21 protein-coding genes are annotated in these 24,036 nt (G+C 33.5%); 8 read left to right on the top strand and 13 right to left on the bottom strand.

What is annotated here, in order from left to right:
* Positions 1-6: 6 nt before the first annotated feature.
* From JM658_RS11125 to JM658_RS11075, 11 genes are all read right to left on the bottom strand, one after another.
* Positions 7-3,318 carry a SusC/RagA family TonB-linked outer membrane protein gene (locus JM658_RS11125; RefSeq protein ID WP_236959342.1) on the bottom strand — a complete coding sequence of 1,104 codons (3,312 nt, stop codon included), beginning with the start codon at positions 3,316-3,318 and terminating at the stop codon, positions 7-9.
* Between the two features lie 152 nt (positions 3,319-3,470).
* Positions 3,471-4,433 (bottom strand): FecR family protein, encoded by a 963-nt coding sequence (locus tag JM658_RS11120; RefSeq protein ID WP_236959341.1) that lies wholly within the window; start codon positions 4,431-4,433, stop codon positions 3,471-3,473.
* Positions 4,434-4,573: 140 nt separating this feature from the next.
* Positions 4,574-5,152 (bottom strand): RNA polymerase sigma-70 factor, encoded by a 579-nt coding sequence (locus JM658_RS11115; protein ID WP_236959340.1) that lies wholly within the window; start codon positions 5,150-5,152, stop codon positions 4,574-4,576.
* 103 nt (positions 5,153-5,255) lie between these two features.
* Positions 5,256-6,485, bottom strand: coding sequence for an ATP-dependent Clp protease ATP-binding subunit ClpX (clpX, locus tag JM658_RS11110; RefSeq protein ID WP_236959339.1), 1,230 nt, complete (start codon positions 6,483-6,485; stop codon positions 5,256-5,258).
* 93 nt (positions 6,486-6,578) lie between these two features.
* Positions 6,579-7,256 carry an ATP-dependent Clp endopeptidase proteolytic subunit ClpP gene (clpP, locus tag JM658_RS11105; RefSeq protein ID WP_262911755.1) on the bottom strand — a complete coding sequence of 226 codons (678 nt, stop codon included), beginning with the start codon at positions 7,254-7,256 and terminating at the stop codon, positions 6,579-6,581.
* A gap of 90 nt (positions 7,257-7,346) precedes the next feature.
* On the bottom strand, positions 7,347-8,669 hold the full coding sequence (gene tig / locus JM658_RS11100; protein WP_236959338.1) for a trigger factor: 1,323 nt from the start codon (positions 8,667-8,669) through the stop codon (positions 7,347-7,349).
* A gap of 268 nt (positions 8,670-8,937) precedes the next feature.
* Positions 8,938-9,279: a phage holin family protein gene (locus JM658_RS11095; RefSeq protein ID WP_236959337.1), complete on the bottom strand. Its 342-nt coding sequence runs from the start codon at positions 9,277-9,279 to the stop codon at positions 8,938-8,940.
* Between the two features lie 92 nt (positions 9,280-9,371).
* Positions 9,372-10,886 carry an SGNH/GDSL hydrolase family protein gene (locus tag JM658_RS11090; RefSeq protein WP_236959336.1) on the bottom strand — a complete coding sequence of 505 codons (1,515 nt, stop codon included), beginning with the start codon at positions 10,884-10,886 and terminating at the stop codon, positions 9,372-9,374.
* A 21-nt stretch (positions 10,887-10,907) separates the two neighbouring features.
* Positions 10,908-12,158, bottom strand: a complete 1,251-nt coding sequence (locus tag JM658_RS11085) for an OmpP1/FadL family transporter (protein ID WP_236959335.1) — start codon at positions 12,156-12,158, stop codon at positions 10,908-10,910.
* 109 nt (positions 12,159-12,267) lie between these two features.
* Positions 12,268-13,038 (bottom strand): alpha/beta fold hydrolase, encoded by a 771-nt coding sequence (locus JM658_RS11080; RefSeq protein ID WP_236959334.1) that lies wholly within the window; start codon positions 13,036-13,038, stop codon positions 12,268-12,270.
* 55 nt (positions 13,039-13,093) lie between these two features.
* Entirely contained in the window at positions 13,094-13,807 is a 714-nt protein-coding gene (locus tag JM658_RS11075; protein WP_236959333.1) for a pyridoxine 5'-phosphate synthase, read from the bottom strand.
* A gap of 189 nt (positions 13,808-13,996) precedes the next feature.
* Between JM658_RS11075 and JM658_RS11070 the strand changes: the two genes are divergently transcribed.
* The 8 genes from JM658_RS11070 (at position 13,997) to murI (ending at position 22,229) form a co-directional block, all read left to right on the top strand.
* Entirely contained in the window at positions 13,997-14,653 is a 657-nt protein-coding gene (locus JM658_RS11070; protein ID WP_236959332.1) for a CBS domain-containing protein, read from the top strand.
* A 64-nt stretch (positions 14,654-14,717) separates the two neighbouring features.
* Entirely contained in the window at positions 14,718-15,605 is an 888-nt protein-coding gene (locus tag JM658_RS11065; protein ID WP_236959331.1) for an NAD kinase, read from the top strand.
* Between the two features lie 195 nt (positions 15,606-15,800).
* Positions 15,801-16,511, top strand: coding sequence for a type IX secretion system protein PorG (gene porG / locus JM658_RS11060; RefSeq protein ID WP_236959330.1), 711 nt, complete (start codon positions 15,801-15,803; stop codon positions 16,509-16,511).
* A 6-nt stretch (positions 16,512-16,517) separates the two neighbouring features.
* Positions 16,518-17,255 (top strand): isoprenyl transferase, encoded by a 738-nt coding sequence (locus JM658_RS11055; protein ID WP_236959329.1) that lies wholly within the window; start codon positions 16,518-16,520, stop codon positions 17,253-17,255.
* A 7-nt stretch (positions 17,256-17,262) separates the two neighbouring features.
* Positions 17,263-19,800, top strand: coding sequence for an outer membrane protein assembly factor BamA (bamA, locus tag JM658_RS11050; RefSeq protein ID WP_236959328.1), 2,538 nt, complete (start codon positions 17,263-17,265; stop codon positions 19,798-19,800).
* A 114-nt stretch (positions 19,801-19,914) separates the two neighbouring features.
* Complete coding sequence (locus tag JM658_RS11045; RefSeq protein ID WP_236959327.1) at positions 19,915-20,733, top strand: OmpH family outer membrane protein; 819 nt, start codon at positions 19,915-19,917, stop codon at positions 20,731-20,733.
* 42 nt (positions 20,734-20,775) lie between these two features.
* Positions 20,776-21,285, top strand: coding sequence for an OmpH family outer membrane protein (locus JM658_RS11040; protein WP_236959326.1), 510 nt, complete (start codon positions 20,776-20,778; stop codon positions 21,283-21,285).
* A 155-nt stretch (positions 21,286-21,440) separates the two neighbouring features.
* Entirely contained in the window at positions 21,441-22,229 is a 789-nt protein-coding gene (gene murI / locus JM658_RS11035) for a glutamate racemase (protein WP_236959325.1), read from the top strand.
* Positions 22,230-22,276: 47 nt separating this feature from the next.
* Here murI and JM658_RS11030 read toward each other — a convergent pair whose 3' ends face one another.
* Both JM658_RS11030 and JM658_RS11025 read right to left on the bottom strand, forming a co-directional pair.
* Positions 22,277-22,762 carry a dihydrofolate reductase gene (locus JM658_RS11030; protein WP_236959324.1) on the bottom strand — a complete coding sequence of 162 codons (486 nt, stop codon included), beginning with the start codon at positions 22,760-22,762 and terminating at the stop codon, positions 22,277-22,279.
* Positions 22,762-23,157 (bottom strand): 2TM domain-containing protein, encoded by a 396-nt coding sequence (locus JM658_RS11025; RefSeq protein ID WP_236959323.1) that lies wholly within the window; start codon positions 23,155-23,157, stop codon positions 22,762-22,764. Before JM658_RS11025 ends, JM658_RS11030 begins: the two co-directional genes overlap by 1 nt.
* Positions 23,158-24,036: the final 879 nt, after the last annotated feature.

The raw sequence follows: 24,036 nt of genomic DNA, 5'->3' as shown, positions 1-24,036 counted from the left end.
TTGTTTTTAGAATGAAAAGTCTATACCGAATAAAAATTGCTTTGAAATAGGAATTCTTAAGTCAGATTTACCATTAACTCCAACCTCAGGATCCATTTCAATTTTTTTATCTTTTACCCAAGTGAGCGTATTTGTTCCTTTTATATAAAACCTAAGATTGCTAATGTTTAGTTTATTGGAGATATCTTCAGGAAGAGAATATGAAAAAGTAATATCACGAAGCCTTAGATAAGTTCCGTCGTATAGAAATCTAGAAGAATGTTGGCTCGAGCTACCAGATTGATCATTACTCCATACAACTTTTGGAACATCTGTAATGTCGCCGGGCTCTTGCCATCTGTTTTCATATATATTACGAGTCATATTACCTCTATCGTTAAGTCCTGCACTACCATCACTATTTGTGTATCTTCCCCAATAATCATAAACCTGATTTCCATAATTCAGATAAAACATAAATGATAAGCTAAAGTCTTTATAGCTTAAAGTGTTGGTAAGTCCAGCATAAAAATCTGGAAGTGCACTTCCTTGTGCATAAGGATTTGCTTGACTATATTCATTGGTGGTTTGTGTTTCTGTGCCATCTGTGTACCATAATGCATCACCAGTATTAGGGTCTACTCCAGCATATCCAGGCATATAAAAGGTGTAAAAATCTCCTCCTACTTCTCTAATGTATTCGTCGCCAATAATAGGCTCATCAGAATCTAATTTAGTAATCTCGTTATTATTTGAAGTATAGTTAAAGCTAGTAGACCAATTAAAACCATCTGGGTTTTCTATATTAACGGTATTTAAGGCAAACTCCCAACCTGAATTCTTCATTTCTCCAATGTTTTCTAGGTAGCTCGTAATACCATTAGTAGCAGAAATAGGTACTTCGAATAATAGATCGGAAGTTGTTCTTGTATAATATTCTACTGTTCCACTTATTCTATTTATAAAGTTGAAATCCATACCAACATTAAAGGGTTTATTTTTCTCCCAAGTAAGTTGTGGATTAGACTGTTGGCTGTAAGCATAACCTGGACTTCCATTATAATCTTCCCCAGTTTCATAGAGTCCACGTGATGCAAAGTTTGCAATTTCTTGATTTCCGTTAACTCCATAGCTACTTCTCAGTTTTAATTGCTTTATGAAGTTTTGGTTTTCCATGAATTTTTCAGAGCTTATATTCCAAGCCAAACCGACAGAACCGAAGTTAGCATAGCGTACATCTGAACCAAACCTTGATGAGCCATCCCTTCTCGCTGTTAAATTCACAATGTATCTATTCATCAATGTATAATTGGTATTGAAGAAGTATGAAATTATTGATGATGAACTTTTACTGCTTGAAGCGCTTTCATAAACTGAAGCATTTTCGAGAGTTGTTAATCCTGGTGCTCCATAATTGCTTGCGTTTGCGTAGACATCACTTTGGTCTATTTTTTGGGCTTCTTGTCCTAATATAAAGTTCAGGCGGTGATCGTTATTTATTTCCCAATTGTATTTTAATAGATTGGTAATATTGTAGTTTAAAATATTATTATCATAAGCTGTTCCTTCGCCACCTTTATTTCGTGCTACTCCAAAATCAGGATTGTTGTACTCAAACTCGTTAGCTAAGTTGAAATCAACATTTCCTTTTGTCTCAAAGCTTAAATTGTCTGTAAATTCATAGGTAAGCCCTAAGTTCCCTTGGATGCCATATAATTTTGTTTCTCTAATATCCTCATTAACGAGTCCTACAGGATTGTATGTTAATAATATATCTGTATTGTAAGAGCCATCTTGATTATATACAGGCTCCCATGGAACAGTTCTATAAATAGCTCTAACTGGATTCGCAGCATTACCACCATCTTCATTTGTGTTTATTTTCTGATTGCTAACAGAAACGCCCATGTTGATTTTTAGTTTATCAGTAGCTTGGTGTGTCACGTTTAATTTAGCATTTAACTTTTTGTAGTCAATGCCAATGATGACTGCTTTTTGGTCGAAATACCCTAATGAAGCATAAAAACTAGTTTTTTCTCCTCCACCGCTAGCGCTTAGGTTATATTGATTGTATTCCCCATCTCTAGAAATAACATCTAACCAATCTGTATTTACAGTTCTATCAATTCTACTATATATATAATCTTCTGCTTCTTGTTGAGTATCACCAATATTTACTCGCCCTTCAACAAGGAGTTCGGAAAGTTCATTGGTATTTAATGGTTTATTATGATCTCTTACAATCATACTACTTACTCCATATTGAGTACTAGCATCAAATTTTGTTTTCCCAGATTTCCCTCTTTTAGTGGTAATCAAAATAACTCCATTTGCACCTCTAGAACCATAAATTGCAGTAGCAGATGCATCCTTTAAAACAGTAATAGAAGCAATGTCTTTAGGGTTTATTCCTGCAATAGTGTTAGAACTAGTTGCAATCCTTGATATGTTACCAGAAACAACAGGAATTCCATCTACTACATATAAAGGGTCAGAATTAGCATTTATAGATCCAATTCCTCTAATTCTAATATCTGGAGCAGCTCCTGGTTGACCGCTTTGAGTTGAAATTTGTACACCCGCAACATTTCCTTGAAGTGCTTCTTGAAAAGAGGGGAGCGGAGAGTTTTCTACTTTGTCAACATCAACATCAACAGCAGCACCAGTATAAGAGGATTTGCTTTGTGTGTCGTATGCTACAACTATTACTTCACTAAGTTCATTCGCATCAGATTTGAGTGTTACATTCAGATTAGAATTAGGACCATCAATGCTAACTTCTTTGGTTTTTAAGCCAATGTAGCTAAAAACTAAAGTGCTTTTTTTATCCGTAGAAATGCTGAAATTACCATCAAAGTCGGTCTGTGTTCCTGTAGAAGATCCCTTTACGACTATGTTAACACCTGGCAATGGGACGCCACTTTCATCATGAACTGTACCTGAAATTTCAATTTTGTCTTGTAGTAAAGAAGTGATTAAAGTATTAGAGCGTGAGATTTTATTATACGAGTCTTTATTTGATGAATTAGTAAGCTCAAAATCCTTAGCTAATACAATGTTATTATTCATTAACTTATACTTAAAGTCAGTATGTTTTAACACATTATGCAGTACATCGTCAATATCATTACTTGTTATGGTTGTGTTAACTTTTATCTGCTCATTAATTATTGAGTTATTATAGAAGAAAACATAATCGGTTTGTTTTTCTATATTTAATAAAACTTCTTTAAGCTCAGTGTCTTTATAGTTTAAACTAATAGTTTGTCCATATAAATCACTACTGGAAGCTGAAATCTCAACGATAGTTAGACAGAGAATTAATAGGTAGATCTTCATGATGCGAAAGAGTTTTCTGGAGGAACAATGTTTGCATAAAAAATGCTTGGCATTGTTTTGCTTTTTTTTCATAATTTTAAATGGTTTTTAATGTTAGATTAATTCTGACAGATTTTACTATAAAGGAGGTGCGGCAACACCTCCTTTATTCTCTATCTTTTTCTGAAAATTATTTTCTGCTTTTCTATGTCATAATTGTATTCAATTGGTGATGAGGTTTTTATTATTTCTAATACTTCTTGTACTTTATTATTTCTCATAAATTTCCCTGAGAAAGAATAGTTTTTTATTGAAGGGTCTTCTATTGTAATGGTAACATTATACCATCTTTCTAGGTCTTTAATAACTTCACTAAAGGAGGTGTTGTCGAATGTTAATATACCATTTCTCCATGATGTTGATTTCTGTGTGGAGACATTCTTATAAAGAGCTATTGTTTTTCCTGTTTTATTAAAAACCACTTTTTGTTTTGGTTTTAGAGTGACTTCAGGAATAGATTTATGTCGTTTGTATATTTCTACTTTTCCAGAGAGTAGAGTAGTTTGTGCGGTAGGATCATTATCATATGCTTTTACATTGAATGTAGTACCAAGAACTTTTACTTTAAAACCTTGTTCTGTATCTACAATAAATGGCTTTTTTTCATTTCTAGCTACTTCAAAGAAAGCTTCGCCAAAAAGTTTGACAGTTCTATCTGATTCATTAAAGCTTGAAGTAATTATTAATTTACTATCGGAGTTGAGTTGTATCTTACTACCGTCTTTCAAAATGAATTCCTTTTGTTCGCCAATACCAGTGGCATAATATTCTTCTTGCGTAAAGATGTTATCAGATTTGCTGCTTAAGAAAATAGCTGAGCTAGTTAAGATTAGAATAGTTATTGCTGCTGCTATTCGATATGAATATTTTCTTATGCTTATTCTCTTTTTAAATCTTTTGTATTGATTAGGGATGTCAATATTATTTTCGTCATCAAATCTAGCAACGTAAATTGCTTTAATTTCATTGAATTTTTCCTTGTTTTCTTTTGATGAATTTATCCAATTAATAACTTCCTTTTTGAAAGTTTTATCACCTTTATTTTGAATAAATTTTATTAAGCTTTTCTCGTCCATATACTAATAAAACGATTCAACTTAAAAATACCCTAACGCATAAATGTTAAATTTTTAATTTTTGTTTAGATATTTACGCAAACAATTGTCTTATTTGAGGTGTTAGGTGAATTTTGGTATAAAGTATTAAGGCTTTAGCTTCATAGAAAGAAGCCCATGTATTCTTGTAGTTCATGTCTTAAAAACTTTAAAGCTTTTGTGATTTGTGCTTCTACAGTTTTTTGTGATATACTTAATTCTTCTGCGATTTCTTTATGTTTGAGACCATTAAAGCGGCTTTTAATAAATATATCTTTGCAGGCAGGAGGGAGTTGTTCAATTAATTGGTTTACCTTATTGTGTAATTCTTTTTCAATGAGTAATAGGCTCGGGTTGTCCTGTAATGACTCTTGATTGATGAGGTTTATCTCACTTTCAATTTGATTTTTATACTGACTTTTTATTTTCTGATGTTTTAAATAATCTAAGCATTCATTCTTTACAATAGCAAAAAGATATGCGTTTAAATTGATGTCAGTAGAGAGTTTATGCCTTTTTTTCCAGAGCTTGTAGAATGTGTTCTGAACGATCTCATTAGCGTCTTCATCATTGTTGATGTACTGGCATGAAAAATAGTGTAATTTTTTGAAGTATAGATTGAAAAGGGCTTCATAAGCAGTTTCCTTACCTTTTTTCAGTTGTTGAATAAAAAAAGAATTATTTATGCTAGTTGTTCCCAAATCGTTGTAAAGTTATAGCACAAGATATATTTTTTAAATCAATAAAACAATCAAGCCTCCATTGAGGAGGCTTGATTGTTTACTTAATATGGAGATTTTTACTTTAAGAAGCTGCTTTTAATTTGTTTACAGCAGTCTTATTTAATTTCTGCTCTACATATTCTTTATCAACTACAAGTTCTTTTTCTTCTGAACTAGGAAGATCAAACATTGCATCGGTAAGAATAGATTCGCATAAAGATCTTAATCCTCTAGCCCCCAATTCGTATTCAATAGCTTTTTCAACAATAAAATCTAAAGCTTCATCATTAACTTTAAATTCGATATCATCCATTTCAAACAGTTTTGTGTACTGCTTAATAATAGCATTTTTAGGATCAGTAAGAATCGATCTTAATGTTTTTGCATCTAATGGTTCCATGTAGGTAAGTGCTGGAAGTCTCCCTATAATCTCAGGGATTAATCCGAACTCTTTTAAATCCTTTGGAATAACATATTGTAATAAGTTATCTCTATCTACCATGTCTTTTTTAGCAACACTGTAACCTACAGCTTGCATATTCAAACGCTTAGAGATATGTCTGTTTATTCCGTCAAAAGCACCACCGGCAACAAATAAAATGTTTTCAGTATTCACTTCAATAAACTTTTGATCTGGATGCTTTCTTCCTCCTTTTGGTGGAACATTAACTACGGTTCCTTCCAAAAGTTTTAGTAAAGCTTGTTGTACTCCTTCTCCAGAAACATCTCTTGTGATAGATGGATTATCGCTTTTACGAGCAATCTTATCGATTTCATCAATAAAAACAATTCCTCTTTCTGCTTTTTCTAAGTTGTAGTCTGCAGCTTGAAGTAATCTTGTTAAGATACTTTCTACATCTTCACCAACATAACCTGCTTCTGTAAGTACAGTAGCATCTACAATTGCCAATGGAACATTCAACATCTTGGCAATTGTTTTTGCCATAAGTGTTTTTCCAGTTCCAGTTTGTCCAACCATAATAATGTTACTCTTTTGGATCTCAATATCATCTTGAGATGCCGGCTGAAGTAATCTTTTGTAATGGTTGTATACAGCAACCGACATTACCTTTTTGGTAGCATCTTGACCAATAATATATTGATCTAAATAAGATTTAATCTCAGCTGGTTTTTTTAAAACCAATTCAGAGGATAATTCGGTATTCTTAGATTGTTGCGATTCTTCTATAACTATTCCATGTGCCTGCTCAATACAGCGATCGCAAATATGGGCATCTAAACCTGCAATAAGCAAGCTAGTTTCCGGCTTTTTACGACCACAAAATGAACATTCTAAATCTTCTTTCGCCATTGTGTTTCTTTTGTGAAAATACAATCTTGGTATTTTCTATTTAAAAATAGTCTTTAAATATTTGTCTATGCTTGTTGCTTAGATTTTTAAAAACTAGCTATTTCTTACTAATACTTCATCAATCATTCCATAGGCTTTAGCTTCTTCAGCTTTCATCCAGTAATCACGATCACTATCTTCTGTAACTTTATCCATAGATTGTCCAGAGTGTTTTGCGATTATCTCATATAATTCTCCTTTTAGCTTAAGGATCTCACGTGCTGTAATTTCAATATCACTAGCTTGTCCTTGAGCACCTCCTAAAGGTTGGTGGATCATAACACGGCTATGAGGTAGTGCAGAACGTTTTCCTTTTTCTCCAGCACATAATAATACAGCGCCCATAGAAGCAGCCATTCCTGTACAGATTGTAGCTACATCTGGCTTGATGTATTGCATAGTATCATAAATTCCAAGACCAGCGTAAACACTTCCTCCCGGAGAATTGATATAAATCTGAATATCTTTAGATGCATCTGCACTTTCTAAAAATAATAGTTGAGCTTGGATAATATTTGCAACTTGATCGTTGATGCCAGTTCCCATAAAAATGATTCTGTCCATCATTAATCTAGAAAAAACATCCATTGAAACAGCGTTTAATTGACGTTCTTCTATAATATTTGGAGTAAGTCCCACTGGAGTCATAGCGCTTACAATTTTATCGTAATACATGCTATTTACACCTCTATCTTTTGTGGCAAATGCCTTAAATTCTTTTTCGAAATTCATAAATTTTAATTACTGTTTTTTTAGTACGTAAAAAGGCGTTAAAACTTACAGTTTAACGCCTTAAAGATACTTAAATTATTTTAGAAGGTTTTATTCGTAAACTTCTTTAACAAAGTTTTCGTATGTTACTTCTTTAGTCTTTAAATTCGCTTTCTCTTTGTATAGATTCACTAATTTTTCGCTCATTATCTGTTCAGATAATCTTTTAGCTTCTTCTTGGTTAGAAAGAACACGACCAGAAATATTCTCTAATACTTCTTCATCAGGATCTTGTTGTCCAAATTGAGCCATTTGCATACGAACATATTTCTTAGCAAATTCTTTCAATTCGTCATAACTTACTTGAAGGTCATTGTTGTTAATGATTTTACCTTCTATAAGTTGATATCTCAATCCTTTTTCAGACTTAGCATACTCTTCACTTGCTTGCTCATCTGTAAGGTTGTTCTCTCCTGTAGCTTGAATCCATTTTGTTAGGAATTCTGCTGGAAGATCGAATTTAGTATTTTCAACTAGGTGTTCTGTAATGTCGTTAAGAAGTCTTTGGTCTGCTTGTTGAGCAAATTGCTTTTCAGCATCTTCTTTAATTTTAGCTCTCATCTCTTCTTCCGAAGTAACAACACCTTCTCTAAAAAGCTTATCGAATAACTCTTGATTTAATTCTGCAGCTTCTCTTAAGTTAGCTTCTTTGATAGTGAAAGTAACTTCGATATCTAAGTCGTGAGCCTCATCATGTTCAACTTTTAAGAAGTTGATTAAATCATGATCATCATTAAAAAGCCCTTTTGTTTTAAGTTCTAGCGTGTCTCCAGCTTTAGCTCCAACAAATTTATTTAGGTTTCTTTTCCCTTTAACTTTATCTAAAGTAAGTGTAACTTCATTTTCAAGTTCTCTTTCTTCATTTTTGAAAACTCCAGTAACTTCACTTTCTTCAGTAACTTCGTCTTGAGAAACTAGTTTACCGTATTGTTTTGCAATTCTTTCTACTTGCTCGTCGATCATTTTATCGTCGGCAATGATATGATATTGTGTAATTGCTTTTTTAGTTTTTAAGTCAACATCAAAAGCAGGAGCAAGACCTAATTCAAATTCAAAAGAAAAATCTTCAGCGTCCCAATCTAAATCATCCTGAGCTTTTGGAAGTGGATTTCCAAGCACGTCTAATTTTTCTTCAGTTAGGTACTTGTTTAGAGAGTCTTGTAAAAGTTTATTTACCTCGTCTACTAAAACAGCTTTACCATACTGTTTTTTTACTAACCCCATAGGAACATGTCCTTTTCTAAAACCAGGAATGTTTGCCGTTTTGCGGTAGTCAGTTAAAATTTTATCTACTTTATCGCTGTAATCTTCTTTTGTAATAGCAACTTTTACTATTGCGTTTAAATCGTCAATTTGATCTCTTGTGATATCCATTCTCAAAAAATATTTAATAGCCCGTAAATGGGCATGCAAAAGTAAAACATTTTCAAAAGCTAACCAAGTTTTTAAAAAGCTGAAACACAAATTATTGAATTTTACATCATAAGATGGTGTTATAGCCCTTTAAATAGGCGTCGAAATAACGATTAATCGCTTCTGAAGTGCTTTATTTTATAAAATATTTATGATTTCTGAAGTTGAACTTTCTATCAAAAATGAAGGGGAAATTTGATTTTTGATAGAAAGTGTATTTTTTATGTAATTATTCTGCTCCCGCTAATGACTCGAAAATGGATTGTAAAATTGATAGCAATAAGCTGAATAATAGTGCCCACCATATATTTTCAACAGTAAATCCACTTATAAAGTAATCTGCTAATAATATTATAATACCATTGATTATTATTAAGAATAAACCGAGTGTGATGATGGTTACTGGAAGTGTCAAAATTACTAAAACTGGTCTTACGATAAAATTTAATAACGCCAGTACTGCAGCTACAATAATTGCTGTTCCGTAACTTTCGACTCCCACTCCAGGAAGTATTTTTGCTAATATAACTACAGAAATAGCAGTTAATAAGATTCTAATTATAAATTTCATGTGTCTATTTTAAGTTGTTATGTATTAAAGATATAAAAAAAGCGCTTGTCTGTAACAAGCGCTTTATAAACTTAATGCATTTTAATATTTACCTATTCAACAAAAATTGTTGGATATGCTCCAGGATTTAATGAAGGAACAGTTGCATTGTATTTTTGATTGATTACACTAATCATATTATTTGCAAGTACAGCGTATCCACGTTGTGTAGGGTGAACACCGTCTAAAGAAAATGCACCACCTGTTGCAAATGTATTAGTAATGTTTCCTCCGTCAAAAGAAATACCTCCATTAGCTAATTGTGTCATTAATGCTTCTGCATCAACAAAAGCTAAATCGTACTGAGTCGCTAATCCTTCTATAGTTGCATTATATGCTGTTTGCGCAGTAGCGATATTAGCTTGCTCGCTAGGAATTAGAACGCTTTCATCTTGTAATGGGTATGTCACCCCTACATTATTAAATGGTTCTGGAATTCCAGCTTGTGCTGTTCCTATTAAAGAAGAAGTAGGTAAAGTAACTAAATCTTCTGCGGTAGCGTGTCTAGCTTGTCCGTACAGCGAAGCCATAAGAGCAGCTTGCTGTGCAGGGATTCCATTTGCCTGTAATGCTGCGTTTAATTGAGCAGATAAATCTGTTAAATCTTCATCTTTTATCATTAATGGATTTGCTCCTGGTTGTAATAATACAACTCTATCTCCTTGCCCAAAAGCTGTAAGAATTTGTTTTAGAGGTCCAATTAATTGCGTGTTTAATGAAGTTGCAGTTGCCTCATCTAAAGGTACTGGGTTGTAAGGAACTGTTGTAAAGTAAGGAATTGTTGTTACATCTGGAATGTTTGCAACCACACCTTTTGCTCCATTTTCAGTTAGCTTTTCTAGTAATGTGTTGTAAGAAGCCGCAAAGACATTAGGGTCTGTAATATCATTACCTCCGTATGTGCGTGGGTCTATGTTTCCTGTTTGATCTACACCAACACCACCCGTAGTAGCGTATCCTAAGATATCGTTATTTCCTATCCATAGAGAAAAGAAAGTTGGGTTTTGAGAAGCTGCGTCTTCAATTACAGAAACGTCTGGAGAACTAGCCATTCTTATGAAATAAGGATTGGCAGCCCCTAAAGAAAGGTTCGCAATGTTTCCGTATCCAGGAAGGGATAAATGGTAAACTTTAGAACCGGGAACACCCATATTATTAAATGGTCCTTCTAATACATTGGTGATATCTGTAGTAGGAGTGCCTTCTAAAATCTGTGGAGTTTGACTTCCGTCTGCTCCAATAACAATAACGCGACGGTTGTCTGCAATTTCTTCGCCTCCAGCAAGTAAGCCACCAAGGTTGTCGTTTACAAGTGGTTGTGTGAAATCACCACCTCCAACATGCTTAAATTGTGTAGCAAGCATGTTTGGAAAAGAATTTTGTTGTCCGTTTAAGTATAAAGCTCCATCTGCATATCCTGCAGTTAGAGAGTTACCAACCGAAACAAAGTTAGAGAAATCGGCATCGCCGTTTGTGTAAAAACCTTGCTCATCAACTGGATCGTTAAATTCAGGTTGACATCCGGTAATTGCGGCTGCAGCAAGAGAGATATATAGTATTTTTTTCATTTTCTTAATAGTTAGCGTTAATTAAAATCCGTAAGTAACTCCTAAGCCAGGAACAAAAGCGTTGTTCTTGTAGGTACCTTCAAAAGGAACATTTTGTCCGTTTTCTTGGTAGTAGTCGTAAGACTCATCAACTTCATCAAAGTGGATATATAAGAAAGAAGCATCTATTGCGAAACGTTCACTTACTTTAAACGAGAATCCTCCAGTGAAATTATTAGAATCATTTCTAGGAGTTTCCGGAGCGAAATATCCTGCTTGTACAGGAGACTCATCGAAATAATAACCTCCTCTTAGTATGAAACGGTTCGTAGCTGCGTACTGTAAACCAAATCTATAGGTAGAGGCATTTTTGTAGTTACGAGGATTTAGAGATTCTTGTCCGTTGCTGAAAATCACATCTAAAGCTTCGTAAGAACTCCAATAAGCGCGATTATAATCAAAAGCAACTAACCATTTCTCTGTGATAGCGTATGATGCTCCAACAGTTAATTCTGCGGGTAGCGGTAAAGCAGCGTTAAAAGTAACATTGTCAAATTCTCCATTTAGGTTTGCTCCAGACGGAACATTTTGGAAATCTGCTTCTCCGTTTTCTGCATTCATTTCTATTTCTGAACGGTAATTAATACCCAGCGTAAACTCATTTGTAGGTCTAACCATTAGTCCTAAGTTATACCCCCAAGCAGTAATTCCGCTTTTATCAATAGTTACATTAGTTCTTTCTCCTTCTAGGTTAGAAGTTGTTCTGTCTATATTTCTGTTGAAATTAACAGCTCCAGTAGCGTAAACAGGTCCACCACCAATACTAACTTTATCGTTTATTTTAATAGAAAGTGTAGGTTGGATAAATATAGCCTGTAGGCTAATGTCGTTTATTAAGTGAGAACCTTCCCAGTCTGTAGGGTATTCAACACCACTTCCATAAGGAGTGTAAATTCCTAGACCAACACTTGCCCAATCGTTAATTTTATAGGCTGCGTAAACATTGAAAGGAGTAGATACAGGATTGTCTGCTTCTGTAGACCATCCGTATTGTTCGTTTTGGAAACTAATATTGGCGAATACCGCATTAGCGCCACCACTAACAGTAAATCTTTCATTTAAAAAAGTAAGTCCAGCGGGGTTAAAAAACACCAATTCTGAAGAGTTAAGTACAGCTACTCCAGTATGTCCCATGGCAAGTTGCTTCTGCCCTTGCAGGGAGATACGGTAACCTCCTGCATAAGTTAAGGCACTAGTAAGCAACACCATCGCCAAAAGCGTAAGTTTTTTCATTTATTTGTTAATTTAGAATTATGAATATTAGCTCTTCAAATTTAATACAATATTATTCATATGCAATTTTGAGAGGCTTCATATTTCAAAATCGTTAAAAAATTAACATTTAATGCTGTAGAAAAGAGATGGATTTTTCGAAAAATTGCTTTGGATTCTCGGCATGAAGCCAATGTCCAGCATTGTCTATAGTTTCTAGATTAGCAATAGGGAAATGTGTTTTTATGAGATCTTTATCATTAGGAGAGATATATTCTGATTTTGATCCTCTTAAAAATAAAGTCTTACCATCAAAAGTTTTTTGTGCCGGAAGTGTTTCTCCAATTTCTTCTTGAGCATTTTCTAATACTGGAAGATTGAATCTAAAGGCGAGTTTGTCTTTTGTTTTCCAATACAAGTTTTTAAGCAAGAATTGGCGTGTTCCCCAGTCGTTAATATAGTTAGAGAGCGCTTCATCTGCTTCTGTTCGGGTGGTGATCTTGTTGAAATCTAAAGACTTTAATCCGTTTATAATAGTTTGATGGTGTGGAGGGTAATATTTTGGAGCAATATCTGCAATTAAGAGTCTCTTTACAACATCTGGATGAGATACAGCTAATAACATGGCAACTTTACCACCCATGGAATGACCGATAATATTTACTTGTGATAGATTTTTTGATGTAGTATATTTAACGACATCTTCAACCATGAGCTCGTAAGAAAAATCATCAGAATGGAAGCTCTTTCCGTGGTTTCTTAAATCGAGAAGATGAACTTCAAAACCTTCATCTGCATATTTTTTACCTAAAGTTTTCCAGTTATCAGACATTCCTAAGAAGCCATGTAGGATAAGAAGAGGTTCTCCTGAGCCTATAATTTTAGATGTAATTATATTCATAATGAAGTTGAAATAAGTTAAAAATATAAAGTTGAAAAGCTAATCCGCTAGCTTCTTATTTAAGTTTCTGTAAATACATTTGTACTACATTCTCTAGTCCTAAATAAAGTGATTCCGCAATTAGCGCATGTCCTATAGAAACCTCCAATAGATTTGGAATATTTTGTTTGAAAAAAGCAGTGTTTTCAAGATTTAAATCATGACCCGCATTTATCCCTAATCCAACTTTAGTAGCAACATTAGCAGCTTCAATGTATGGATTTATACCTGCTTTATTTCCTTTTTCAAACTCACTAGCAAAGGCTTCTGTGTAGAGTTCAATTCTATCGGTGCCAGTTTCTGCTGCTCCTTCAACCATTTTAGAAACTGGATCTACAAAAATAGAAGTGCGAATATTGTTTGCTTTAAATTCAGCAATAATATCAACTAAAAAATCTTTATGTTTAATGGTGTCCCATCCAGCATTAGAGGTGATTGCATCTACGGCATCTGGAACTAAAGTTACTTGTGTAGGCTTAACTTCTAATACCAAGTCCATAAAACTCTTAATAGGATTTCCTTCAATATTATATTCCGTAGTCACTACGCTGGGAAGGTCTCTAGCGTCTTGGTACCTAATGTGACGTTCGTCTGGCCTTGGGTGAATTGTAATTCCTTCTCCGCCAAATTCTTGAATGTCTTTAGCTACTTTTAATAAGTTAGGAACATTACCGCCTCTTGAATTTCTAAGGGTGGCAATTTTATTTATATTAACACTAAGTTTTGTCATCAGTATAAAAAAATCGATTATTAGTGCTACAAAAATACGACGTAAAGTAGGCTATAACAAACTTAAAACTATAAAAGAGAGTGTCTGCCTTATTTATAAATGAATAGACACTTTAAAATATTACTTAGTGCATAAAGGCTATGTTATTGTAATAGAAATTGATTAATTTGCAATAGAAATAGGCTTGTTATGAATTTACATTCTTATATAAATAATGATATCCTTCCGTTATTACCTAATTATCCGGTAAAAATGGTGAGAGGAATGTTTTCAGATTGTACAAATACCCATATTCCTGTTGTAGAAGATAATATGCTGGTAGGGAACATTTCTGAAGATGATGTACAGGGATTTGATGCTGAAAGTAAAGTGAGTGATTACCTTTATGCTTTGGATGTTTTCTTTGTGCGAAAAGAAACAAATTGGTTGGATGTTTTAGAGGCATTTGCGAAGTTCAATACCAACGTATTGCCAATTTTAAATGAAAACAATGAATATATTGGTTATTATGAGTTGATAGATATAATGAGTTTGTTTAAAGAAACTCCTTTTTTAAACGAGCCTGGAGGGATATTGATTGTAGAAAAAGGGAATGCAGATTATTCTTTTAGTGAAGTGTCTCAGATCGTAGAAAGTAATGATGGGAAATTATTAGGTGCTTTTATTTCTGATGACCAAGGAGAAGTAACTCAAATAACAATGAAAATTGGGAATACTGGATTAAATGAGATTATTCAAACCTTTAGAAGATACAGTTATAATGTTGTTTCTGGTAATGAAGAGGATTCTTATATTGAAGGTTTGAAAGAGCGATCAAATTATTTAGACAGATTTTTAAAGATTTAATACTAATTATCAATCCTTTTATAAAGGGAGATTTAGTTAATTTTTCAGTAATAAAAAATAGCGAATGAAAGTTTGTATTTACGGTCAATATTATAAAGAAGATTCAGAAGAATACATTCTTAAATTGTTGGAAGTGCTTGAAAGAAATAGCGCTGATGTGTATTTGGAAAGTGAATATTTGCTTCAGATAAAAGAGCCGCTAGGAATCACTAATCCTTATAAAACATTTTCTTCATTCGAAGATCTTGATGATACTTTTGATATTTTTTTAAGCGTAGGGGGAGACGGTACAATGCTTAGAACTGTTCTTTTTGTTCGCGATTTAGATATTCCGATTTTAGGGATTAATACAGGAAGACTAGGTTTTCTTGCTACGGTACAAAAGGAAAATATTGAAGCAGCTATTGAAGAGGTGTTAAGAAATGGTTTTGAAGTAAAAAATAGAGCTTTGCTCCAGATTACTGCTGCCAACTGTAATATGGAAGAGCAAACAGAAGTTAATTTTGCTCTTAATGAAATCGCGGTAAGTAGGAAAAATACAACCTCGATGATAACGATTGCTACTTGGTTGGATGGAGAATATCTCACGTCTTATTGGGCGGACGGACTTATTGTAGCGACGCCAACAGGTTCTACAGGATATTCCTTGAGTTGTAATGGACCTGTAATTGCGCCTAGTACAGATGCTTTGGTGTTAACGCCAATAGCGCCTCATAATTTAAATGCACGGCCATTGGTTATTCCTGATAAAACTAAAATTAGACTAAAGGTTTCTGGGAGAGAGGATACGTTCTTAGTGTCTTTAGATTCTAGATTAGCAACTTTAGATAATGATACTGAGGTTTTTATAGAGAGAGCGCCTTTTACAATTAAATTAGTAGACCTTAAAGAAGAAAATTTTTTAATCACACTCCGTAATAAGCTGTTGTGGGGAGAAGATAAGCGTAATTAAGATTAATTGTCCCCAATGGATTGCTAATGAGTATCTAAAAAACGCTAGTTTGATTTGATATTTACAGCAAAAAACACATGTAATATAAACTGCGGAAGCAATAAAACCTCACAATTTTTGTTTTAAAAGCACATTCATTTAAACGATATTACCCAAAAAATATCATATTGTATATATTTGCAAACTTTGAAAGCTATGAATTTTAGAATCTTAACCATAATATTTATGTTGGCATCAACAATGTCTTATGCTCAGATGTTTGAGGTAGGGGCCTTTGTTGGTGGAAGTAATTACATAGGGGATGTAGGATCTTCTTGGTATGTAAGACCGAATAGTCTTGCTGCTGGAGGTGTTTTTAAATGGAATATTAGTAAGCGTTATGCTTATAGAGGGTCTTTTACATATTCTACTTTACATGCATCAGATTTAGATTCTGATAATTCTGCAAGGCAATCTCGGGGGTATAGTTTTTCTAATAGAATATTAGAGGGTTCGCTAGGGATGGAGTTCAATTTTTTAGAGTTTGATTTAACCGAATTTTCAAAATCTGTTACACCATATATATATAGTGGTGTTGCATATACTAGATATGGAGATTTATTTTATAGGACAAGTAGTCCAACTCCTTCGACTGGTGATGCTGATGTATCAAAAAATAAAGCTACATTTGCAATCCCTATGATTTTAGGGATAAAAGGGAAAATTAGTAAACGTTTTGTTCTAGCTGCAGAAGTTGGAGCTCGTTATACATTTACCGATAATTTAGACGGAAGTAATCCAATAGATCCACCAACATCGACGATTGTGGAGTTCGGAAGTCAATATAGCGATGATTGGTACGTGTTTTCAGGAGTAACATTAACGTATACTTTTGGAAAAAGGCCATGCTATAGTTGTTATGATTAGTGAGAAATGAATGAAGAGTTAATTAATAAAGAAAATCTACCTAAACATATTGCCATTATTATGGATGGTAATGGTAGATGGGCTAAGCAAAAAGGGAAGCTGAGAGTTTTTGGACATGAAAATGGAGCTAAAGCCGTCAAAGAAGTTATAGAAGGTAGCGCGAAGTTGGGAGTTGAAAACTTAACACTTTATGCTTTTTCTACTGAAAATTGGAATCGACCAAAACTAGAGGTGGAGACCCTTATGAAGCTACTAGTTTCTTCTTTAAAGAAAGAATTACATACTCTTGTTGAAAATAATATTAGGCTAAAAGCAATAGGTACACTAGAAACTTTGCCTAAAAAAGCACGTAAAGAATTACTCGAAGTAATGGAGAAAACAAAGAGTAATACACGTATGACGCTCACCTTAGCTTTGAGCTATGGAGCAAGAGAAGAGCTTAAAAATGCTGTGGTACAGCTTTGTACTAAAGTTAAAAATAATATAATTTCTATAGATTCTATTGACGAATCAATAATAAATAATCATCTTTACACGCAAGATTTGCCAGATGTGGACCTCCTTATTAGGACAAGTGGGGAACACAGAATTAGTAATTTTTTACTATGGCAAATAGCCTATGCTGAGTTGTATTTTACAAAAACTCTTTGGCCAGATTTTACCAAAGAGCACTTGTGGGAAGCAATAATAAACTATCAAAACAGAGAACGGAGATTTGGAAAGACAAGCGAACAACTTAACTAAGAATATCATGTTGACACGATATTTGGGTGTATTAATACTATTACTATCTTTTGCTAAAAATGCTAGTGCTCAGGAGACTACTTTCGATAAAGGAGAAGAATACATTCTAGGGGGAATAGAAGTAACAGGAGTAAAAAGCTTTAATGAGCAAACCGTTATTACCTACACAGGCTTAAGAAATGGACAAGCAATTACAGTTCCTGGTGAAGAAATAAGTGAAGTAATTAATAAGCTTTGGAGTCTAAACCTCTTTAGTGATATTAATATTTATAAGACAAAAGTTCAAGGAAATAAAATCTTTTTAGAGCTGAATGTAAAAGAGCTTCCTACGCTTTCTGATGTTAAAATTACTGGAATAAAGAAAAAGAAGATTGACGATATAGAGAAAGATGCCGATCTTAAAAAGGGTAAGAAAGTAACAGAAAGTTTTATTTCTAATACAAGAAATTACCTTGTAAATAAATACAAAAAAGAAGGGTACCTAAATACAAAAGTAAATATCAATACCATAGCGGATACTACAGAAGCTAATGCTGTTAAAATGGTAGTAGGTATAGATAGAGGTGAGAAAGTTAAGATTCAAGATATTAATTTTAATGGTAATGAGAAGCTGTCTGACAAGAAGCTTAAAAAAGCCATGAAGAATACTAAAGAGAAATTCTTTGGTCGCTTTTGGAAGAAATCTAAATTCATCCCAGAAGATTATCAAACAGACCTTACTTCTATTGTAGATGCATACAAAGAAAGAGGTTATAGAGATGCTCGTGTTACAAAAGATTCAATTATTTATAACGAAGATAATACGATAGATATCCAAATAGATTTAGAAGAAGGAAATAAGTATTACTTCGGAAAAATTGATTTCGTAGGAAATGCAGCATATACAGATGAGCAATTAAGCAGAGTTCTTGGTTTAAAACAAGGAGATGTATATAATGGTGTATTATTTGACAAACGTATTGCTGATCAAACTAAACCAGATGGGCAAGATATTACCAATTTATATCAGAATAATGGATATTTATTCTCTCAGATAAATCCAGTAGAAGTTTCTGCAAAGAATGATACCATAGATTTTGAAGTTAGAATTATTGAAGGTAAACTAGCATACTTTGAGAATGTAACGGTTTCTGGAAATGATAAAACTAATGACCACGTAATTTATAGAGAGTTAAGAACTAAGCCAGGGCAACTTTATTCAAAAGATAATGTTGTAAGAACTATTCGAGAATTAGGACAGCTAGGTTATTTTGATCCTGAAAGTATTAATCCAGAAATCTTAGATCCAAATCCACAAACAGGAACTGTAGGTATTAACTATAGTGTTGTTGAAAAAGGATCTAGCCAGATTGAACTACAAGGTGGTTATGGTGGTGGTGGTTTTATCGGTACATTAGGACTTTCTTTTAATAACTTTTCTATCAGAAATATATTTAAAGGAGAAGAATATAAGCCAGTTCCGATGGGAGATGGTCAAAGACTATCATTGCGTTTGCAAGCCAGTAGATACTTCCAAACATATAGTTTCTCATTTGTAGAGCCATGGATGGGAGGTAAAAAACCAGTTCAGTTTTCTACTTCAGTATCTAGAACATTACAATTTAGGTACAATCCTTTAACAGGAGATGCAGATAAAGATCAACGTTTCGTAATTACTGGAGCAACAGTAGGGTTGGCAAAACGTTTAAACTGGCCAGATAACTACTTCCAGTTGTCTCATGCATTGAGTTTCCAGCATTATGACCTTCAGAATTATAACACTTCGTTATTTACATTTGGAGACGGATACTCAAATAACTTGGCATATACTATAGCGTTATCAAGAAATAATACTTCTGTGAATCCTATCTTCCCAATGGCAGGATCAGAATTTAATATTAGTTTGAAATTATCAGCTCCTTACTCATTATTTAATGGAATTGATTATGCCAATTTAGGAGATGATGAAGAGTATCAAACTACAAATTCTCAAAATGAAATAATTCCAGATCAGCCTAAAATTGATCAAGAAAAATATAAGTGGTTAGAATTTTATAAAGTTAAGTTCAGTGGAAACTGGTATACAAACCTTGTAGCAAAACTAGTTTTAAAGACAGGAGTTGAGTTTGGTTTCTTAGGAGCTTATAATGATGATAGAGGGGTGATTCCTTTTGAGCGTTTCTTCTTAGGGGGAGATGGTTTAGGGAACTATACTTTAGATGGTAGAGAGAATATTGCTTTGAGAGGATATCCTAACCAATCGTTATCTGGAGTAGATGGTTCTACGGTTTACAATAAATTTTCGTTAGAATTACGTTATCCAATTACATTAAAGCCAACAGCGTCTATTTATGCGTTATCATTCCTAGAAGGGGGTGCTGCATATGACGATTTCAATACTTACAATCCGTTTGATTTAAAACGTTCTGCAGGGCTTGGGGTGCGTATATTTATGCCAGCCTTTGGTTTATTAGGAATAGACTTTGGTTATGGGTTTGATCCTATTCCGGGAGATATTGAGCCTAGTGGATGGCAAACGCATTTCATTATTGGCCAGCAGTTTTAATTTTTGGCACGGTATTTTCTATGTTAGTCATGTTTAGTTATTATTGCATAGAAAAAGGTTGATAAGTAATAAATTTTTGTTTTCTTCGTATTCAGAAATTAAAAACGCAGAAAGATGAAAACATACGTTCTTTTAATATTGTTAGCTTTAACAGCTTTTTCTGTAGACGCTCAGCGATCAGTAAGAATTGGATATGTAGATATGGAATACATTTTGCAAAATGTAGAAGAGTATCAGATGGCCAATACACAGCTTGCTAATAAAGTACAGAAATGGAAGTTAGAAGCCGAAGATCAAGAAAGTACAATCCAAAAGATGTGGGCAGATCTTAATGCTGAAAAAATTCTTTTAACAAAAGAACTTATTCAGGAGAGAGAAGAGGAGATTAATGCGTTGGAAAGTCAGATGAAAGATTACCAACAGGATAGATTTGGGCCGCAAGGAGATTTAATTCGCCAAAGGAGTCAATTAGTAAAGCCTATTCAAGATCAAGTTTTTAATGCTGTTCAAGAAATTGCTGCTAATAAAAAATATGATTTTGTTTTTGATAAATCAGCAGATGTTGTTATGTTGTACTCCGATAAGAGATATGACATAAGTGAGCAGGTGCTAAGAAGTATTAATGTTACCAGAAAAAAAGGTGATAGAAATGATACTAATAGTGCTTTAGATGAATTTGAAGAAGTAGATCCTGAGTTAAAAGCAAGAGAAGAAGCATATCAGCAGAAAAAAGAAGATATGGCTAATGATGTAGAGGCAAGGAGAGAAGCTAAGCTTAAAGAAATTGAAGCTCGTAAAAAGGCATACGAAGAAAGAAGAGCAAAAATGCTGGAAGAGCGTGAGGCAAAAAGAAAAGCCAAGCTCGAAGAAAGAGAAAGATTAAAACAAGAAAATAATAATTCTAACACGACGGAAAACGAAGGGGAGGAATAGTAATTCAATAACAAGTAAATATTTTAGAAATTTTAGAAAACCATGAAACACTTTAAAACATTAGTAATTGCAGTTGTATTAGCAGTAGGTTCAATCAGTTTTGCGTCTGCACAGAGTAAAGTAGCTCACATTAATGTACAGCAATTAATGGCAGATATGCCAGCTATGAAAACTGCTCAAGCAGAACTTAAGAAATTAAGTGATACTTACCAAGCAGATATTACAACAAGCTACCAAGAGTTAGAGAATAAAATGAAGCTTTACAAAAATGAAGCTCCAACTAAATCTCAAGATGAAAATCAAAAAAGAGCTCAAGAAGTAGATGGGATGCAACAAACAATTATGCAAGCTCGTCAACAAGCTCAAAAAGAACTTCAAGGAAAAGAACTTGAGTTGTTAGAGCCAATCTTACAAAAAGCAAATGATGCTATTCAGAAAGTAGGAAGAGAAAAAGGATACCAGTATGTATTAGATGCATCTCCTGGATCTGGAGTTATTCTTGCTGAAGGAACTGATATTATGGCTGACGTAAAAAAAGAATTAGGGTTCTAAGAATCTAATTTCATTAAGAAAGTAAAAAAACTGCCTACATTTCTGTAGGCAGTTTTTTTATGCCTAATAAATACAGAAGTTATTTTTTATTCTCATATCACTGCAATAATTTATTGATTATATTTATTCTCAATCGGTACAATTAAATAATATTAATGAAAACGCAACCCATAGGTATTTTCGATTCTGGTATTGGAGGGACTTCTATTTGGAAAGAAATTCACGAGTTACTTCCTAATGAGTCTACTATTTATTTAGCAGATAGTAAGCATGCTCCTTATGGAGAGAAAACTCAGAATGATATATTAGCATTAAGCGTTAAAAATACAGAATACCTTTTATCTCGTGGTTGTAAGATTATTGTTGTGGCTTGTAATACAGCAACGACTAATGCAATAAACTATCTTCGCGAAAACTATCATGTTCCATTTATTGGTATAGAGCCAGCTATAAAACCTGCAGCATTGAATTCTTCAACAGGTGTGGTGGGAGTTCTAGCAACTCGTGGAACTTTAACAAGTAGTTTGTTTACAAAAACGACTGCATTGTATGCTAAAGATCGAAAAGTAATCGAGCAATTTGGGGACGGTTTAGTGCCGCTTATCGAAGCTGGTAAAATAGAGAGTCCAGAAATGGATGCCTTGTTGCAAGAATATTTGCAGCCTATGATAGCAGAAAATATAGATCATTTAGTTTTGGGCTGTACGCATTATCCGTATCTAATACCTAAGATTAAACAATTCCTGCCTCCTTCAGTAAATATCATAGACTCCGGAAAGGCGGTAGCAAAGCAGACCCAGAATATTTTGGATAACTTGCATTTTCTTAATGATACTAAAAAAAGGCCTGCATTAGAATTTTATACTAATACAGACCCTGATGTTTTAGAATCTTTCTTGGGAGTTTATAGGGATGTAGCTACAATTTCTTATTTACATTTTTGACGTTTTTTTAAGTAGAAGATTTAGTAGTTCTTTTAAATATTACGGAGCTATTTCCTAACATATGTTAGGTAAGTAAAATCGAAGTTATGTTTCTCGTCTTTTTTGTAGGTCTCCTCATTAATAAGTTCCCATTTGTCTTCTTCAATTTCAGGGAAAAAAGTATCAGCATCAAATTTTCCATGAACGCGAGTAAGTTCTATTTTGTCAGCAAATGGCATGGCGAGCTTATAAATCTCACCTCCACCAATAATAAAAGGTTGATCGTCGTCTTTAGCTTCGGCCAATGCTTCTTGTAATGTGTTAACAACAACACAAGCATCCCCAGGATTGTAATCTTCTTGCCTTGTAATAATAATATGTTTTCTGTTTGGTAGCGGAGCAGGGAAACTTTCAAAAGTTTTGCGTCCCATAATTATTGCATGCCCTGTGGTGAGTCGTTTAAATCTTTTAAAATCGTCGGGTAAATGCCAAACTAAATCATTATCTTTTCCAAGCGCATTATTTTCTGCTGCCGCAGCTATCATTGTAATCATTAATTAATGTTATTTTCAGGTTCAATATCTTCAGGATATTCTTTCTCTACTTCTAGTTGTATTTTATTAATCCTTTTTTTCTGGATTGCAACTAGTTTTTCACGTTGCTTTCTTTCCCATTCTTTTCCTAAAAATGGATCTACAAAGTAAACATTTATAAAATGAAGTAAGAGTAAAAAACTCCAAAATGAAATTCCCCATATAAACCAATTATAAGCCTCTCCGTATTTTAGAAATTTGTTGGCTATAATCATAAACACGCTTCCAATCAAAAATATTACAAAGTGGTAGTACAGTCTTTTCTTTTGTTTAATTCGAGCTTGCGCATTTTCTATTAATTCATGCTGGTCAAGTTCAATTTCATGTTGTGGTTTTTTATTACTTTTTGAAAACATAGTTTTAGATATTTTATATAAAGTTACAAAATCAGGTCAAATGTATAGAATAAAAATATAATGTCGCCTTTCTTTTCGTTCATGGCGTGCCTACACTGCTTGGAAAGAAGCAGTTTTGGCCGGGCTATACGCTATATCTCTTTTCGTACCTCTAAGAGGATGCCGCTTCTATCCCTCACGCGATAGTTCGGTGTTTGCAATATTAGTTTTAGATACACCTATATATAAGGACTCATTTTTTAAGTATATATAAGGATGTCTTTAATAAGACGATCGATCTTATTGAATAAGTCATATTATTTCCTGAGTGAATAATTAATTTTCAAGTTTTTTTCTAGGAGTTACACTCTATATAATGGGAGTGGGTCTTGTTTTGTTAGCTTTTGCTTTAGTTATGCATTCAGCAATCCCCACTGAGAATCTAAGAGAAGCGGCTTCGGATTCCCATAAAAGGAGCAGTGTTTGTATGTTAACAAAAAGTTTTTTTGCTGTTAAGTGTCGGTTATTTAAGGGCTTACCAAATACTTTAAAAAAAAGGGCATAAAAAGCTTGGAAATAGGATTAATAATTATCTATATTTGCACCCGCTTAGGGAAAGAGATGTAGTTAGAAGGAATAAGCGAAGTTCATTAAAATAAGGTGTTTTCGAGTAAGTTGGGGGTTAAGTTGAAGCTTAAAAAAAAGATTTAATTTATTTTCAAAAAAGCTTGCGAGGAATTAAAAAGTTATTTACTTTTGCACCCGCTTTAACAACGAAAATTGTGGAGCTAAAAAAAGAATTTACGAGTTCATTGAAATATTGTTGACAGCACGATTTTAAATTTATATTTAAGATCACCTAGTAAAAAGATTAAGCAAAATTATTTTGAGTCATACTTA

The organism is Joostella atrarenae, from assembly GCF_021764745.1.
GTDB classification, from domain to species: Bacteria; Bacteroidota; Bacteroidia; order Flavobacteriales; family Flavobacteriaceae; genus Galbibacter; species Galbibacter atrarenae.
This window is presented reverse-complemented; position numbering and strand designations above follow the sequence as displayed.

Excerpts from the sequence above, each read along its gene's own strand:
- JM658_RS11040 (WP_236959326.1), top strand. The coding sequence starts at position 20,776 with ATGAAACACTTTAAAACATTAGTAATTGCAGTTGTATTAGCAGTAGGT.
- JM658_RS11085 (WP_236959335.1), bottom strand. The coding sequence starts at position 12,158 with ATGAAAAAACTTACGCTTTTGGCGATGGTGTTGCTTACTAGTGCCTTA.
- JM658_RS11065 (WP_236959331.1), top strand. The coding sequence starts at position 14,718 with ATGAAAGTTTGTATTTACGGTCAATATTATAAAGAAGATTCAGAAGAA.
- JM658_RS11090 (WP_236959336.1), bottom strand. The coding sequence starts at position 10,886 with ATGAAAAAAATACTATATATCTCTCTTGCTGCAGCCGCAATTACCGGA.
- JM658_RS11125 (WP_236959342.1), bottom strand. The coding sequence starts at position 3,318 with ATGAAGATCTACCTATTAATTCTCTGTCTAACTATCGTTGAGATTTCA.
- JM658_RS11025 (WP_236959323.1), bottom strand. The coding sequence starts at position 23,157 with ATGTTTTCAAAAAGTAATAAAAAACCACAACATGAAATTGAACTTGAC.
- JM658_RS11120 (WP_236959341.1), bottom strand. The coding sequence starts at position 4,433 with ATGGACGAGAAAAGCTTAATAAAATTTATTCAAAATAAAGGTGATAAA.
- bamA (WP_236959328.1), top strand. The coding sequence starts at position 17,263 with ATGTTGACACGATATTTGGGTGTATTAATACTATTACTATCTTTTGCT.
- murI (WP_236959325.1), top strand. The coding sequence starts at position 21,441 with ATGAAAACGCAACCCATAGGTATTTTCGATTCTGGTATTGGAGGGACT.
- JM658_RS11055 (WP_236959329.1), top strand. The coding sequence starts at position 16,518 with ATGAATGAAGAGTTAATTAATAAAGAAAATCTACCTAAACATATTGCC.
- tig (WP_236959338.1), bottom strand. The coding sequence starts at position 8,669 with ATGGATATCACAAGAGATCAAATTGACGATTTAAACGCAATAGTAAAA.
- porG (WP_236959330.1), top strand. The coding sequence starts at position 15,801 with ATGAATTTTAGAATCTTAACCATAATATTTATGTTGGCATCAACAATG.
- JM658_RS11080 (WP_236959334.1), bottom strand. The coding sequence starts at position 13,038 with ATGAATATAATTACATCTAAAATTATAGGCTCAGGAGAACCTCTTCTT.
- JM658_RS11095 (WP_236959337.1), bottom strand. The coding sequence starts at position 9,279 with ATGAAATTTATAATTAGAATCTTATTAACTGCTATTTCTGTAGTTATA.
- clpX (WP_236959339.1), bottom strand. The coding sequence starts at position 6,485 with ATGGCGAAAGAAGATTTAGAATGTTCATTTTGTGGTCGTAAAAAGCCG.
- JM658_RS11075 (WP_236959333.1), bottom strand. The coding sequence starts at position 13,807 with ATGACAAAACTTAGTGTTAATATAAATAAAATTGCCACCCTTAGAAAT.
- JM658_RS11070 (WP_236959332.1), top strand. The coding sequence starts at position 13,997 with ATGAATTTACATTCTTATATAAATAATGATATCCTTCCGTTATTACCT.
- clpP (WP_262911755.1), bottom strand. The coding sequence starts at position 7,256 with ATGAATTTCGAAAAAGAATTTAAGGCATTTGCCACAAAAGATAGAGGT.
- JM658_RS11045 (WP_236959327.1), top strand. The coding sequence starts at position 19,915 with ATGAAAACATACGTTCTTTTAATATTGTTAGCTTTAACAGCTTTTTCT.
- JM658_RS11030 (WP_236959324.1), bottom strand. The coding sequence starts at position 22,762 with ATGATTACAATGATAGCTGCGGCAGCAGAAAATAATGCGCTTGGAAAA.